Raw genomic sequence first — 14,354 nt, forward strand, 5'->3', positions numbered from 1 at the left:
TCCGCTGCTGGCAAAAGCGGACATTTTTACTTTGCCCGTGCAAAAACTCATGGCGCGTGCTTCATGACAACGCCGTGCGAAGCCGCCTACACGGTTTCAGCCCGCTCTCCTATTGGTGTGCCTGCGTAAACGACTACCATCGACGCATGGATCAATCACGCCAAGGAGATCGTTATGGCCGGAAACAAACAATACGATAGGGGCGCTCCCCAGAGCGGCATCGATCACGCAGGAACGCGCGGGCCGGATTCGCTGTCGGGCCGCTCGGACCCCGCCGATCCGGACACGGGCCAGCGCCAGCAGGGAGAGAACGGCGGCTCGAACGCTGGCCACTACACGGGCACTCCCGGAAAGACGGGCGAGCGCGAAGGCGGCATCGTCAGCGCGCCGCCGGAGAGCAATGTCGGGCCGGCGGGCGCGCCCCAAAGCGACCGCGGCAGCGCGAACGCATCGAAGCAGGGCGCCATGACGGCGGCCGCGGCAGGGGGCAGGCCGGGCACCGCGGCCGGCGCCGAGGGGGGAGGCCAATCGGTCGATGCCTCCGTCGCCGGCACCAGCGTCGACGAACTGGCCAGGCAAACGCCGGACAAGCCGGGCGGCGCCGACTCGCGCTAATCCGTGTCGACAGCATGCGAATGCCGCTGACCGCAGCGGCATTTTTTTTTTGCGCCCGCCGCCAGCGCCTGCGCCTGGCCACAACCGGGCAGCTGAAACAGCTTGCTCCACCGTGACAATTCAATAGTTTTCAGCCCCTAAGTAGCAGTTACCATGCGAGCGCTGCACTTGTCCGGACATGGCCGATGGAGAGGCAGTCCACACGAGGCAGGCGTGGCCGGACCAGGCTGCGCAATCAACACCGAATGCATTGTCTTACAGCCCTTTCTGAACCAAACACACTCCTGAAAGAGAAACCAAACAATGAAAAACCAACTCATCCTGGTGGGCCTGGCTTCTGCGCTGGCCCTGTCCGGCTGTGGCGGCGGTGGCGGCAGCAGCGGCAGTTCCGGTACCCCCGTGGCAGTGGCGCCCGTGTCGACCCTGTCGACCGTGACCGCCACGAATGCGAATCAGGTGGCAGGCAATGCCTATGCCAGCAGCATGGCACTCAGCGATTCGTCCGCACCGCTGAGCGGCCTGCTGACCGGCGTCAGCGTTGGCGGCGCCCGCATCAGTGTGGTGGCGCCGGCGATCAACCTGATCCGCAAGGCCTATCCGCGCGGGGCAACGCGGTTGCTGGCCGGTGTCACCGTGACCGAAGCATGTTCCTTCGGGGGCACGATGACCGTCGACGCCACCCTGCGCAACGAGCAAATGATCAACAATGGCGACAAGATCTCGATCACGGCCAAAAATTGCAACGAGGACGGCAGTGTCGTCAACGGCACCCTGGCGGCCACCATGTCGAACATCACGGGCGATATCCTGAACTCGACTAACTGGACGGCCACGCTGGACACCAGCTTCGTCAATTTCAGCGTGACGAGCGGTTCCGAAACGGCGAGCGTCGATGGCGACATGAAAATCGCGCTGACGCAAACGAATGCGACCAGCAGTTCGATGACCGTTTCGGGCAAGGCCCTGAAACTCACCGAGCAGCGCAACGGGCAAAACGTCGGCACGTTGACGCTGGCCGATTATTCGATGAGCGGCAGCACCCAGGGCAGCACCAACCGCAGCGCCGCCAATTTCACGATCTCGGGCAACACCAACGGACTGGGCCAGTTTTCCTATTCAGTCAAGAATATCCAGCCCTTCGTGAGCGCCGGCCTGTCCAATCCGTCTTCCGGTTCGCTGATCGTCAACGGCGCATCCTCGTCGGTGACGCTGACCGTGCTTTCCGTCAGCAGCGTGCGCCTCGATTTCAGTGCCAGGGGCGATGGCGTGACCACGCAAACGAGCAACCTGAGCTGGACGGAACTGCTCGCAGCGATCTGATCGACCGGCCTGTCTGCCTGAACGGGCAAGCCGGCCCCAAGCGGCTTGCCGATTTTTTTGCCGCTTCTCTAGCGGCATTTTTTATCGTGGAACTGAATGAATCCCTTATTGCGTGCGGGGCTGGGCGCGACCTGTTCCCTCTTGCTGATGCACCCCGCCAGTGCACAGTGGCAAGGCAAGGCCGGCCTGGCCGCCCGCTACGCCAGCCACACTGAATACGACGGCGCCGGGCGGCGCCTGGTGCGCGAAAGTGGCTGGTTGCCGGGACTCGCGCTGGACGCGGCCTGGACCACCGGCAATACGACCTGGTTTGCAGGAGTGAATGGCTACCGCGCCGCGATCGGCTACCGCGGCCAGACGCAAGCAGGCGCCTCCGCCACTTCGAGCACGGCAACGACGCTGGCAACGCTGCGCCTGGGCGGAACGTCCCTGCTGGCGCGCGATGTGTCGATCACGGCCGCCCTCGAAGCCGACCTGTGGCGGCGCGATATCCGCGGCACGGCCGCCGGCGCCGGCTTGCAGGAGCGCTACCGCTCGGAACGCGTTATTCTCGGCGCCGGTAAAGCCTGGCATCCGGCAGCCGGGGTGGTGGCCACCGACCTCGCCCTTGTCCTGTCGACGCCGGAGCGCATGCGCGTCGGCTTTTCCGGCTTGCTCGATACGGCGACGCTGCAAACCCGCCACGCACCCGGCCTGCGGATCGGCGCCAGCCTGCATCCGACGTTTGCCCCGACGCTGGAAGTACGCGGCGCCTATGACTGGATCCGGGTGCGGCGCAGTGGCGATACGCCGGTCACACGCAACGGCCAGTTTGCGGGAACGGTGGCGCAACCGGAACACGTACGGCAAGGCCTGAGCTTGACGCTGTCCCGGCTGTTCTGAAAGCAAGCGGCGCCGGGGCGGCAGCGTCGGCGTGCCGCGAACGAGACGTAAAAAAGCCCGGGCATCGCTGCCCGGGCTTAATGAGATGGTCCCCCTCCACCCTGCAAGGTACTAAGCTTGCAGGGTGTGTTCATTCTGGACGGAGGCCATCATGCAAGACGTCGCACTCATCGGTATCGATCTCGGCAAGCACGGTTTTCACCTGCATGGGCAGGATCGGCACGGCAAGTCGCAGCTGCGCAGGCAGTTCGACCGCAAGCACCTGATCGCGTTTCTCGCCAATTTCCAGCCTTGCACGATCGTGAAGGAGGCGTGCGCCGGCGCCACTGGATGGCGCGGCAGCTATCGGCACTCGGCCACGAGGCCAAACTCATCTCTCCCCAGTTCGTCAGGCCCTTCGTCAAGGGCAACAAGAACGGCTTCATCGATGCCGAAGCGATCTGCGAGGCAGCCAGCCGCCCATCGATGCGTTTCGTGACGCCGAAGACTGAAGCCCAGCAGTGCCTGTCGGCCCTGCACCGGACGCGCGAATCCTTGATGCGCGACCGGGTCAAGGCAATCAATCAAATCCACGGCTTCCTGCTCGAATTCGGTATCGGCCTTCCCAAAGGCGCGGCAATCATCAAGCGCCTGCCTTCCGTGCTGGCAGAGCACGCTCTGCCAGCACGGCTGGTGAGCCTGATCGAGAGGCTGCGTTCCCACATCAAGTATCTCGACGAACAGCTCGACGAGATCGAAAAGGAACTGGGCAGTCAACTGCAGGACGATGACCTGGGCCAGCGCTTGCTGGCGATTCCCGGCGTCGGGCCGATTACCGCCAGCGTCTTGTCGGCTGAGATGGGGGATGGAAAGCAGTATGGCTGCGGGCGCGACTTCGCCGCTTCGCTCGGGCTCGTGCCACAGCAGCACAGTACCGGTGGACGAGCGAACCTGCTCGGCATCAGCAAGCGCGGCGACAAGAACATCCGACGCTTGCCGGCCTGGGCCATGGCAGCCCACCATACCGAATACAAAATGCAAGAGGCCGCCACATCGCTGTGACGGCCTCTTGAGCTTGCTGTATCAACCACCCACCTGGTTTTGCGACGCTGATATCGGATGACGTGAACGGCACACCGGCCTGACGGATAACCTGGCATAAAAATCGGCTCACGAAGCCGCGGGCTTTTTTAGGAACCGTCAGGCGCGAACTCTCATCGTGGCGCGGAGCAAGCCTCCAACATGACGCCGGATAGAGCAGTGATGTGGTTGGCATGAATATGGGTGTCGAGTGTATATGCAAGGCGCAAGCCCAAGCCGTAAAGCACTTCGAGGTCCCGGTCCATGCCTCGAGATGACAGAATTGATCAGGATCGCGCGACCGGTCTGTTCATCGCCCAGCAACCAGGTGTAGGTGCTGGACACGAACTCGAAGAGTTGGCGGAAAATCATGGCCTTACCTCCTGCATGGATTGATCGGGGTCAGGCGCCGTGAGGCATACCCAAGTTCTGGTTTGCCGGCACGGCGACATCGATCAGCTTTGGCTTGGGTAAATTCAGCCCGCTCATCAACTTGCCGAAATCTTCGCGGCTGCGATTGGCCAGCCGGGCGTTGTGGCGCTTTTCCCAGCCGATCGTCGAGACTGCCTGGCCCTTGTAGTCATGCCCCGGCCACATGCGCGTTTCGTCCGGCAGCGCGAACAATTTCGCGGTCACGCTATCGTAGAGAGCGTCGCTGCTGCCGCTCTGGAAGTCGGTACGGCCGCAGCCGTCGATCAGCAGTGTATCCCCGGTGAAGGCGTTGCCGCGCCAGACATAGCTCATGCTGCCGGCCGTGTGGCCGGGCGTATGCAACACCTTGATTTCCTCGCCGTCGCCGAAGCGAATGACGTCGCCGTCGTTCAATTGCAGTTCAGCCGGAGCGATGCCGCAGCCGCTCGGCACCGCCGCCTGCGCGCCGGTCAGTTCGCGCAGCTTGCCGGCCGAGGTGACGTGGTCAGCATGCGCGTGCGTTTCCAATACATAGACCAATTGCAGCCCCAGACGCTCCAGGTGACGCAGGTCGCGCTCCCAGTGATGGTCAACCGGATCGATAATGACGGCCTGGTTCGATCCCGGCCCCGTCAGGATATAGGTGAAGGTCGACGATTCGGTATCGAACAGCTGGATGGGATTCAGGTTCATCTTGGTTTCCTCGATAAATGGTAACGGGACTTCTCTACGACACTGCCTTGACGATCATCGCGATGGCGACAAGGGCGGAGACGAATGCAAAACCCTTCTGTAACTGCGGTCCGGCAAGACGGGATGCGAGCGAGCGGCCACCGAGCATTCCTGCAAGCGCGCCTGCCGAAAAGGGCAGGGCGCGCGCCCAGTCGAGATGGCCGCTAACAGCGGTGGTGGCAACCCCCATCAGCGAAATCAGGGCGATGACTGCCAGCGAGGTGGCAACGGCCGACTTCATCGGCAGATCCGTATAGCGCTGCAACGCCGGCACCATCACGAAACCTCCGCCCACGCCCAGCAGCCCGGAAAGCAAGCCGGCGAGACCGCCCGACAGGGTCATGGCCATGGCACACGGACGGGTCCAGATGAAGCGGCCGGACTCGCCGTTCCGCTTGCACACGACATGCGCGGCGGTGGCGGTAGTGCCCTTCCCGGACGCCTGCCTGAATGTTTTCAACGCGACGTACAGCAGCACCAGCGCGAACAGCACGGCCAGCCAGCGGCCATCGATTTGCCGCGCTGCCCACAGGCCCGCCGGCGACAGCAGCATGCCGGTGGCTGCGATCAGCACGGCGGCTCGGTAGCGCACGATCCCGGCGCGCAGGCCCAGCACCGCCCCCAGCCCCGCGGCCATGCCGACCGCCATGAGTCCGATCGGTCCAGCCTTGGCAACGCTGGCGCCGGTGCCGAAAATCAGAAGCGGGACGGCCAGGATGCCGCCGCCGGCCCCGGTCAGGGCAAGGATCAGCCCCACCACCAGTCCAAGTTCGATGCTGGTCAGCATGCCCGCCTCCCGGTCGACGTGTTCATGTTCAGGCCTTGCCCTGCGCGCGTGCGGTCGAGATCCGTTCAAGCACCTGGAACAGCGCCATCCCGGCCAGCATTGCCAGCGTGAAGAGCAGCGGCTTGGCGCCGCCCGTCGCGAGCGATGCGAGGGCAGGACCGGGGCAGTAGCCGGCCAGCCCCCAGCCGGCGCCAAAGGCGAGCGAACCGAGCACAAGGCGGCGGTCGATGACGGTCGCCGGTGGCAGGCGCATGGGAGCGCCCAGAAGGGAGCGCTTGCGCTTGCGCGCCACGCCGAAGGCGAACACCCCCACCAGGATCGCACCACCCATCACGAAGCCGAGCGAAGGATCCCAGTTGCCTGCCAGGTCAAGAAACCCGATCACTTTGGCGGGATCGGTCATGCCGGATACGATCAGTCCGATGCCGAACAAGAGGCCGACGAGTAAAGCCATGAAGATTTGCATGTCAATTCCTTCAGTTGAATACGTGGCGGACCAGATAGACCGTGATGAAACCGGCGAACATGAACGCTGCCGTCGCGACGAGCGAACGTGGCGACATGCGTGAAATACCGCAGACGCCGTGGCCGCTGGTACAGCCGGCGCCGTAGCGGGTACCGATACCCACCAGCAGGCCAGCGGCCACCAGCGTGCCGGAGCCGGCATCGATCGTGACCTCGGGCAGCGCCGCGAACAGGCCGTACAGGACGGGGGATGCAATCAGGCCAGCCAGGAATGCTGCGCGCCACCCGGCGTCGCCGTGCTCTGCTCGCAGCAAACCGCCCAGGATGCCGCTGATTCCGGCGATCCTGCCGTTGAAGAGGACGAAAGCCGCTGCGGCCAGTCCGATCAGTACGCCGCCACCAAGTGCGGCCTGCGGCGTGAAATGTACCCAGTCAATCGTCATGTCGTTCCCCCTTTTCCTGGCTGGCAGAACAATTCATAAAGGACCTGCATGATCGCCGTCGCTTCACGGCTGTCGATCTTGTAGAAAATTTGCTTGCCCTCGCGCCGAGTGCTGACGAGGCCTTCCTCGCGTAGCACCCCAAGCTGCTGGGACAGGGTCGGTTGCTGGATTTGCAGCAGTGTTTCGAGCTCGCTGACACAGAACTCTCCTTGCGTCAGCTGGCACAGCAGAAGCAGCCGGTCGGGGTTGCCCAGCACTTTCAGCAAGCCGCATGCCTGACTTGCGGCCAATTGCATCGCCTGGAGGTCCAGTTTTTGTACATCGCTCATCGTGAATCCTTCTTGTATTTCGTTATCCCTGAAGATATTATATGTACATACGATATATCTTTCAATAGATTGTTATCGAATTCCGTCCCCAGGAGATCACATGAGCATCCGTTACCTCGATAAAGAATTCGCAATTACCTCGCAAGTTGCGCCTGAAGCACTGCATGGGCTGCGCGACGCGGGCCTTGCTACCATCATCTGTAACCGCCCCGACGGCGAGGGTGCTGACCAGCCAGCGTTTGCAGCGGTGGCGGAGCAGGCCGCCCAGTGCGGTGTGCAGGCGCACTACTTGCCGGTTGTGCCAGGAAAAATCACCCCGAGCGATGTGGAAGCCTTTGCTGCACTGTATGCCGACTCGCCCAAGCCAGTACTGGCCTACTGCCGCACAGGTCTGCGTGCTGAAACCTTGTGGCAGCTTTCGGAAAGCCTTCGGCAAGGAACGCAAGGTGGCTGAAAACAAGACGCCCCAGTTCGCGATCGAATTGAGACCACCACAAGCGCCGTCGAGTCTCGTTTGGCTAGTGACCCTGCGGTACCGGTCAGTAAGTCCAGGGAATAAATTTTTTCGTGCGCGCGCGGTAGGCCGGGTATTAGGCGTAACGCTCCTGTAACCATGCTTCTTCCCGGTCCGCTTTTCGATCGAAGAAGAGCGCCAGCACCAGTGTGAGCACCAGGCGCAGCGGGCTGAGCGACCACAATGCAATTCCGAATGCCGACAGCAGGACACCGAAGTAGATCGGATGGCGCACCAACCGGTATGCGCCACCGGTCACCAGATATGGCGCTCTGCGCTATCACGCGAAACAGAAACTGGCAATTGCCGCTTAACCTCTACTATTAGCATGCTCTAAAAATGTGGGGATTACGCCGGGTAGTACGTCGGGAGGTTTTATTTGGCGCTAGAAGGCGGTTTAGTAGCGGCTTCGTGCGGCGTATCGTCCGATGCGCTTCAAGGTGATTTGCCCTCGACTTTTCGGAATCCCTTGCAAGGGGGAGGTGGATTGAGCGGACACGTGCGGGCGCTGGACTACGGAACCGTTTTCAAGAAACCGTTCCGAACCGACGGGCCTGGTGCTCCGGGCAGGCGCAATCCCGTAGACGGCCGCTCGATTGCGCATCAGAGTACGGTGGGTAATGTCCCTATCCCTTCATTTGGTCGGCAACATTCGTCGCAAAGTACCGTCGTGGCGGACAACGTGGTGGTAGAGCGCTGCCGCCGCGTGCATGGCCACCAGCGCCAGCAATACCCACATGGCTGTCGCATGCACATCGCCCGCGGTAAGCGCCCAGCGCGCCTTCGGTGCGGCGATCGACGGCAGCGCGATCAGCCCGAACAGGCTCACCGGCAGGCCGTGCGCGGAAGCCGACGCCCAGCCAAGCAAGGGACCGACCAGCAGGATCAGGTAAAACAGCCGATGCGTCAGCAAGGCGATAAAGCGTTCCCACGCGGGCGCCTGTGCCGCTTCGAGCGGCACCGGATACATCACGCGATGGACCAGGCGCGCCGCCATCACGGCAAGTATCAGCACGCCAATCGAAAAATGCAGGCTGATCCGGCTGTCCGGCTGGGTGTGCGGGCCTATGTCCAGCATCGCGAGCGCAGTCACGAACTGGATCGTGACCAGCAGGACAATCGTCCAATGCAGGGCCTTGGCAGTCTGGGTATATGCCGTGGCGCCTTGGCTTGTCATTTTCCGCCCAGTGTGCGGTGCAGCTCGTCGATGTTTTCCTTGTGCATGGACACGGTCTTGTGAGCGGCGGTCGCGAATTTCTTCAGATCAGGGTCGGAAGTGAACTTCATTTCCTTGCCCTGGTCTTCGACGTCTTCCTTGTGGTCCTTGACCTCATACTTCACGTATTCCTTGTCGAAATCCTTGCCACTCAGCTTGCCGAGCTTGTCGAATTCCTTCTGCTGGCCGTGGTCCATGGCGTCCGGCAAGGCTACCTTCTTCTGGCTGGCCAACTGCTTCAGCGTTGCCAGCTCCTTTCCATGGTCGTCGACCATGCGTTTGCCAAACTGCTTGACACGCTCATCGGCGGCATTCTTCTGGGCCATTTCACCCAACGCGACTTCGGAGATCAGTCCATGCGCCGTCTTGGTCATGTATTTCGCATCTTTATGGCTCAGGTCAGCAGCGATGGCGACATGGAAAAGGGACAACGCCGCAATGGCGATGGCAAGGCGCGCGACGGGTTTTGACATGGTTTTCTCGCATAGGGTTTGGTATTTGAACATTAGCACGACCGGTATTTCGATGCGTCTCGATTGAAGCCCGCCACGCCGTCAAATGTAGTTTCTGCGATTCAATGTGCGCTTGCGTACAGATGAGGAATTCCATCCATCCGATAGTCGTGGATAATTATATTTGACTAAATACATATGTCGTCGACGCCGGTATGCGAAGCAGGTGCGATGGCTGCCGAGCGCAGCACGCTTGAGCGAATGCCTAAGTGGCTGATCTGCGTGCCGCTGGTGGTTCAGTGGCTCTGGCTTGGTCTGCGCCATGGTGGCCTGACCTTGCCGTCGGCCGCCAATCCCAACATCACTGCCGGCGGCCTGGTTGGCGAAGGCAAGATCGAATACTTTGAACAGATGGGACCGCTAGGACGCGCCGCCACCGCGCCCTATCTGGGCTTGCGCATCGACGACGGGCTGTCCGAGGCCGACATCACCCGCACGTTCGAGGCCGCGCACATTGCGTTCCCAGTGGTTGCCAAGCCGGATTTGGGCTTGTGCGGTTACGGGGTCCGAAAACTCGCCGGCATGGACGCGCTGCGCAGCTATATTACCCATTTTCCCAAAGGCGAAACGCTGGTCATCCAGCAGTATCTGCCGCAAGAACACGAGGCTGGGCTTTTCTATGCGCGCGATCCGCACAGCGATGCGGGTCGGCTCATCGGGCTGACCCTGCGGCATTATCCGCGTGTGATCGGGGACGGACGTTCCACCCTCGCTGCGCTGATTCGCCAGAACGGGCGAGCCTTGCGCATGCTGCGTTCGCAAGCCCACGCCTGCCCGCTAAATCTCGACAGTGTTCCAGCCGCCGGGGAAACCGTGCGCCTGGCCACCATCGGCTCGACGAGGGTCGGCGGTCTCTACCGTGACGGCGCATCCTTAATCACCGATGCGTTGACGGCGTCAGTCGACAGGATCGCGCGCGAAATGCCCGATTTTCATTTCGGACGTTTCGACGTGCGTTTCGATGACGTTGCGGAATTGCAGGCGGGACGCGGCTTTTCGATCATGGAAGTGAACGGCGCCGGTTCGGAGGCGATCCAGGCTTGGGATCCCGGTACCGGATTGATCGCCGGCCTGCGCATGATCTTTTCCAAGCAACGCTTGCTGTTCGAGATCGGCGCCGCCAATCGCCGGCGCGGTGCGCGTCCTGTCGGGCTTCAGGAACTGATGCGGCTGAATACCAGGCAGAACCGCCTGATCGCACTTTATCCCACGTCGAATTGAGCTGCCCGTGAACTTCCCACTTTCCCACGCATCCAGCCAGCGCCGGTCCACATCGCCAGCCGTGCATGGTGCCTGGCAGTTTGGGACCAGCTGGGCCACGACCGAGGCCGAGGTGCGCAGCGCCCAGCGGCTACGCTACGCTATTTTCGCCAATGAAATGGGCGCGGTCCTCTCTCCACCGCCCGGTACCGCGTCCGGCTGCGATGCTGATCGCTTCGATGCCTATTGCGACCATCTGCTGGTTCGCGTCATTGATCCCGCCGGCGTGCTGGCCCCGCGGCTGGTTGGTACCTACCGGGTCTTGAATCCGGCCGGTGCCCGCCGCGCCGGCGGCTATTATTCGGAGAGCGAATTCGATCTTGCCCCGCTGCGGCCACTGATGACGACGGCAGTGGAACTCGGGCGCGCTTGCGTCGACGCCGAATGGCGTTCCGGCGGGGTGATCATGAGCTTGTGGGGCGCACTCGGCGCCTACATGCTGAAGCACGGGCTCGATACCATGTTCGGCTGCGCCAGCATCGGTGTGGCCGACGGCGGCCTGCTGGCGCGCCGGGTCTGGCGCAATGTCAGTGCCGCCCATCTCGCCGCGCCGGAATGGCAGCTTTGCCCGCGCCTGCCGCTGCCACAGATCGACCAGCCCGACCCCGTCGCGATAGGCATGCGCGACTTGCCTCCGCTGCTCAAGGGATACCTGCGTTGCGGCGCCAAGGTGCTCGGCCCACCGTCGCTCGATCCGCGTTTCAATACTGCGGACTTGCCGGTCATGCTGCGCCTTGACGAACTGCCGTCCCGTTACAGGAAGCAGTTCCTGGAAGGGAAATGAGCACGCAATCGTTGCTGCGCTCTCCCGCCTTGCGCGCCTTGCTGGGCGTACAGCTGCTTACCGCGCTCGCCGACAACGCGCTCCTGATCGTTGCGCTCGCACTGCTGGCTGAGCGCGGCGCCCCGGACTGGATGGATCCCTCGCTCCGTATAGCGCTGTACCTGTCCTATGTGCTGCTGGCGCCGGTTGCCGGGATGCTGGCGGATGCCGGGCCGAAAGGCCGTCTCATTGTCGTGGTCAACCTGGTCAAGCTTGGCGGCTGCGTCCTGCTTGCCGCCCATGTCCATCCACTGTTTGCCTTCGGCGCCATCGGGCTGGCCGGCGTTTGCTACGGGCCGGCCAAGTACGGCATCTTGACGGAACTGATCCCGGAGGCAGACCTGGTGCGCGCCAACGCCTGGATCGAAATCGTCACCGTTGCCGCAATGCTGGGCGGGCCGCTGCTGGGCAGCGGCTTGCTGGACCTTCCCTTGTGGACCGATAGTCTGCGCACCATTGCGCGCCAGGCCAGCCTGGCGCTCGCAGCCTTGTGTGCGCTGGCGGCGCTGCTTGCCGCCGCCATTCCGGCCACCGTCGCCGGCATGGCGCCCCGCGCCTACCCCTTGCGGCAGTTCACACGCCAGTTGGCGGCGCTGTGGCGTGATCCGCAAGGCAGGATATCGATCGCGGTCACCACGCTGTTCTGGGCAGTTGCCGCTGTGTTGCAGTTCCTGGTGATCCGCTGGGCCGGGACGGCAATGAAGTTGTCGCTGAGCGGAGCCGCAGTCCTGCTGTGCTGCCTGGCCACCGGCGTTGTGGCCGGATCGCTGGCGGCAGCGCGCTATGTGGCGGCCCGGGAAGCCTTGCGGGTCCTGCCAATCGGGATCGCGCTGGGCTTGTGCATCGTTCTGACCGGCCAGGTGACCACGCCATGGGTGGCCGGCTGTGCGCTATGCGTGACCGGCATCGTGGGTGGCCTCCTGATGGTGCCGATGAACGCCTTGCTGCAACAGCGCGGCGCGGCCTTGATGACCCCGGGGGTGTCGATCGCGGTGCAGGGTTTCAGTGAGAACCTGGGCTCGCTGGTCTTGCTCGCAGTGTATGGCATCCTGCTCGCGGCCAGGGTGCCGGTGGTAACGATCATCACCGGCTTCGGCGTTCTCGTGATAGCGTCGATGCTGCTGATCCAACGCCACCGATCCATCGCGATGCCACGACTTGCAACTGAAAAATGAAGATGCCTCCCACACCGGCGGCCACCGCCGCGCTCATCGCGCTTGGCCAGGCGCTCCAATCGACCGGCTACCGTTTTACGACCGTCACGCCGCGCACCCACCAGCGTGTCGACGCTTGCCGCGAAGGGGCGCCGGCGAAGAATCTGCATGATATTTTCGGCTGGAGCCGGCTGTTTGCGCCGGAGACCCTCGCGCCGGACCTGCTCTCGCTCATGCGCGAGGCCGGCGTGCTGGCGGAAGAACAAGGACAATTGCGCGCTACCGTACGCGCGTCGACCCTGGGCGGGCTGACGTATTTTCATTCCGCTTATCCCACCATCGATGACGACGCCGTCTTTTTCGGCCCCGATACCTATCGCTTCGTTGCGGCCATCGAGCGCAGCTTGCCGGCGCTGCCTGCTCCTCCCAGGCGGATCGCCGACCTTGGTTGCGGCGCCGGACCAGCCGCGATCTTCCTGGCACGATGCTTCCCGGACGCTGAAATGCTCGCGCTCGACATCAACGAGGCGGCGCTGGCACTGACTCGCGTGAACGCCCGCCTGGCCGGAGCGAGCGCGGTCGCTGCCCACTACAGCGACCTGCTCGACCACGTGGCCGGGAATTTCGACCTGATCGTGTCGAACCCGCCTTATCTGCTCGATCCGTGCAAACGTGCCTACCGGCATGGCGGCGGCAAGCGTGGCGCTGGCCTGTCGCTGGCAATCGTCAAGACGGCATTGGCGCGCTTGCGTCCCGGCGGTTCCTTGCTGCTCTATACCGGCATCGCCATCACTGGACAGGAAGACGCCTTCCTTGGGGAGATCGCGCCTCTGCTCGATCTGTACTGTTCGGCCTGGCGCTACGAGGAACTCGATCCCGACGTGTTCGGCGAAGAGGTGGGAACGCCAGGGTATGAAGACATTGAACGCATTGCGGCAGTGTGGCTGCATGCGACCAGGCGCGGCCCCGCATGAACCGGATGTGGCTCGCCGTGCGCCTGCTGCGGGTTTTCGCGCACCTGATATGGGGACTGTGCGTGTGTGCGCTGCTGTTTCCGTGCTTGAGCCAGGCGCGGCGCCTGGCGCGGATTCGCCGCTGGTCGAGGCAACTGCTGGATATCTTCGGTGTCAGCGTCTCCCTCGCGACGGCTAGTGCCGCGGCGGAAAATGGCCTATGGGTGGCGAACCATATTTCATGGATCGATATCTTCGTCGTCAATGCACTGTTCCCGTCGCGCTTTGTCGCCAAGTCCGGCGTCAGGCGCTGGCCGCTGGTCGGCGCCCTCTGCGCATGGGCGGGGACGATCTTCATCGAGCGGACCAACCCACGCGACTTGCGCCGGACGATGGCGACGATGGTGGCGGCACTCGGCAATGGCGAGCGCGTTGTCGTGTTCCCGGAAGGAACCTCGGCTGCGCAAGGGGCGTTGCTGCCGTTCCGCGCCAACCTGTTCGAGGCGGCCATCGAGGCAGGTGTCCCGGTGCAGCCTGTGTCAATCAAGTATGTCAACGCCGAAGGGGAATACCATAGCGCTGTCGAGTATACCGGTACGACTTCGCTGCTCGAGAGCATGGTCGCGATTCTGTCGGGGCAGCGTATCCATGCCTGTCTTGCCGTCATGCCCGCGTTTAATACGGACGGCGCTGATCGGCGCACCCTGGCACGGCGGGCGCATCAATCCGTCGCAGAAGAGCTGTCCGTACAAAGTACACCGTCCACCGTTCGCGCTTGAGAACGGCTCTCCTACGTGCTCTCTAAGTAGGACCTATGTGCACTTATCCATTCCGACGGTCCGCTGCCGGCGGACCGCGCAGATTGCAGCGTATTTCCAA

Annotated in this window: 18 protein-coding genes and 1 pseudogene; 10 read left to right on the forward strand and 9 right to left on the reverse strand. The window is 62.9% G+C overall.

Annotation, left to right across the window (positions count from 1 at the left end):
• The first annotated feature begins 174 nt into the window (after positions 1-174).
• The 3 genes from AC1MEM_RS03555 to AC1MEM_RS03565 all read left to right on the forward strand — a co-directional run bounded on the left by AC1MEM_RS03555 (position 175) and on the right by AC1MEM_RS03565 (position 2,817).
• On the forward strand, positions 175-615 hold the full coding sequence (locus AC1MEM_RS03555; RefSeq protein ID WP_499475360.1) for a hypothetical protein: 441 nt from the start codon (positions 175-177) through the stop codon (positions 613-615).
• 303 nt (positions 616-918) lie between these two features.
• Positions 919-1,935 carry a hypothetical protein gene (locus tag AC1MEM_RS03560; protein WP_499475361.1) on the forward strand — a complete coding sequence of 339 codons (1,017 nt, stop codon included), beginning with the start codon at positions 919-921 and terminating at the stop codon, positions 1,933-1,935.
• 96 nt (positions 1,936-2,031) lie between these two features.
• Complete coding sequence (locus AC1MEM_RS03565; RefSeq protein WP_499475362.1) at positions 2,032-2,817, forward strand: hypothetical protein; 786 nt, start codon at positions 2,032-2,034, stop codon at positions 2,815-2,817.
• 130 nt (positions 2,818-2,947) lie between these two features.
• Here the strand turns inward: AC1MEM_RS03565 and AC1MEM_RS03570 are convergent, their stop codons facing one another.
• On the reverse strand, positions 2,948-3,079 hold the full coding sequence (locus AC1MEM_RS03570) for a hypothetical protein (protein WP_499477766.1): 132 nt from the start codon (positions 3,077-3,079) through the stop codon (positions 2,948-2,950).
• Between AC1MEM_RS03570 and AC1MEM_RS03575 the strand changes: the two are divergent.
• Positions 3,020-3,858: pseudogene (locus AC1MEM_RS03575) on the forward strand (IS110 family RNA-guided transposase). The gene AC1MEM_RS03570 and the pseudogene AC1MEM_RS03575 sit on opposite strands and share 60 nt — an antisense overlap.
• A gap of 420 nt (positions 3,859-4,278) precedes the next feature.
• Here AC1MEM_RS03575 and AC1MEM_RS03580 read toward each other — a convergent pair.
• Genes AC1MEM_RS03580 through AC1MEM_RS03600 form a run of 5 tightly spaced genes read right to left on the reverse strand, consistent with a single transcriptional unit; the run spans position 4,279 to position 7,043 of the window.
• Positions 4,279-4,980, reverse strand: coding sequence for an MBL fold metallo-hydrolase (locus tag AC1MEM_RS03580; protein ID WP_499475363.1), 702 nt, complete (start codon positions 4,978-4,980; stop codon positions 4,279-4,281).
• A gap of 34 nt (positions 4,981-5,014) precedes the next feature.
• Positions 5,015-5,806, reverse strand: a complete 792-nt coding sequence (locus AC1MEM_RS03585; RefSeq protein ID WP_499475364.1) for a sulfite exporter TauE/SafE family protein — start codon at positions 5,804-5,806, stop codon at positions 5,015-5,017.
• Positions 5,807-5,834: 28 nt separating this feature from the next.
• Complete coding sequence (locus AC1MEM_RS03590; RefSeq protein WP_499475366.1) at positions 5,835-6,272, reverse strand: YeeE/YedE family protein; 438 nt, start codon at positions 6,270-6,272, stop codon at positions 5,835-5,837.
• 10 nt (positions 6,273-6,282) lie between these two features.
• A complete protein-coding gene (locus AC1MEM_RS03595; RefSeq protein WP_499475367.1) occupies positions 6,283-6,714 on the reverse strand; it encodes a YeeE/YedE family protein in 432 nt (143 codons plus the stop codon).
• Positions 6,711-7,043 (reverse strand): metalloregulator ArsR/SmtB family transcription factor, encoded by a 333-nt coding sequence (locus AC1MEM_RS03600; protein WP_499475369.1) that lies wholly within the window; start codon positions 7,041-7,043, stop codon positions 6,711-6,713. The genes AC1MEM_RS03595 and AC1MEM_RS03600 overlap by 4 nt, the downstream gene beginning before the upstream one ends.
• A 100-nt stretch (positions 7,044-7,143) precedes the next feature.
• On the opposite strand from AC1MEM_RS03600, the gene AC1MEM_RS03605 reads away from it, so the two are divergent.
• Positions 7,144-7,497, forward strand: a complete 354-nt coding sequence (locus AC1MEM_RS03605; protein ID WP_499475370.1) for a protein tyrosine phosphatase family protein — start codon at positions 7,144-7,146, stop codon at positions 7,495-7,497.
• A gap of 136 nt (positions 7,498-7,633) precedes the next feature.
• Here the strand turns inward: AC1MEM_RS03605 and AC1MEM_RS03610 are convergent, their stop codons facing one another.
• The 3 genes from AC1MEM_RS03610 to AC1MEM_RS03620 form a co-directional block, all read right to left on the reverse strand.
• The gene (locus tag AC1MEM_RS03610) at positions 7,634-7,792 is read right to left on the reverse strand and encodes a methyltransferase family protein (RefSeq protein ID WP_499475371.1); all 159 of its coding nucleotides are present in this window, start codon (positions 7,790-7,792) and stop codon (positions 7,634-7,636) included.
• A 399-nt stretch (positions 7,793-8,191) separates the two neighbouring features.
• Complete coding sequence (locus AC1MEM_RS03615; RefSeq protein ID WP_499475373.1) at positions 8,192-8,650, reverse strand: cytochrome b; 459 nt, start codon at positions 8,648-8,650, stop codon at positions 8,192-8,194.
• 80 nt (positions 8,651-8,730) lie between these two features.
• Positions 8,731-9,279 carry a DUF4142 domain-containing protein gene (locus tag AC1MEM_RS03620; protein ID WP_499475375.1) on the reverse strand — a complete coding sequence of 183 codons (549 nt, stop codon included), beginning with the start codon at positions 9,277-9,279 and terminating at the stop codon, positions 8,731-8,733.
• A gap of 177 nt (positions 9,280-9,456) precedes the next feature.
• Here AC1MEM_RS03620 and AC1MEM_RS03625 point away from each other — a divergent pair, with 177 nt between their 5' ends.
• From AC1MEM_RS03625 to AC1MEM_RS03645, 5 genes are read left to right on the forward strand one after another with little or no spacing between them, the layout of a single operon-like run.
• Positions 9,457-10,506: a hypothetical protein gene (locus AC1MEM_RS03625; protein ID WP_499475377.1), complete on the forward strand. Its 1,050-nt coding sequence runs from the start codon at positions 9,457-9,459 to the stop codon at positions 10,504-10,506.
• 7 nt (positions 10,507-10,513) lie between these two features.
• On the forward strand, positions 10,514-11,329 hold the full coding sequence (locus AC1MEM_RS03630; protein ID WP_499475379.1) for a GNAT family N-acetyltransferase: 816 nt from the start codon (positions 10,514-10,516) through the stop codon (positions 11,327-11,329).
• Complete coding sequence (gene lplT, locus AC1MEM_RS03635; protein ID WP_499475381.1) at positions 11,326-12,543, forward strand: lysophospholipid transporter LplT; 1,218 nt, start codon at positions 11,326-11,328, stop codon at positions 12,541-12,543. The genes AC1MEM_RS03630 and lplT overlap by 4 nt, the downstream gene beginning before the upstream one ends.
• Positions 12,540-13,496 (forward strand): class I SAM-dependent methyltransferase, encoded by a 957-nt coding sequence (locus tag AC1MEM_RS03640; RefSeq protein WP_499475383.1) that lies wholly within the window; start codon positions 12,540-12,542, stop codon positions 13,494-13,496. The genes lplT and AC1MEM_RS03640 overlap by 4 nt, the downstream gene beginning before the upstream one ends.
• Positions 13,493-14,254, forward strand: coding sequence for a lysophospholipid acyltransferase family protein (locus AC1MEM_RS03645; protein WP_499475385.1), 762 nt, complete (start codon positions 13,493-13,495; stop codon positions 14,252-14,254). The genes AC1MEM_RS03640 and AC1MEM_RS03645 overlap by 4 nt, the downstream gene beginning before the upstream one ends.
• Positions 14,255-14,354: the final 100 nt, after the last annotated feature.

Source organism: Telluria sp. AIW5 (assembly GCF_056680575.1).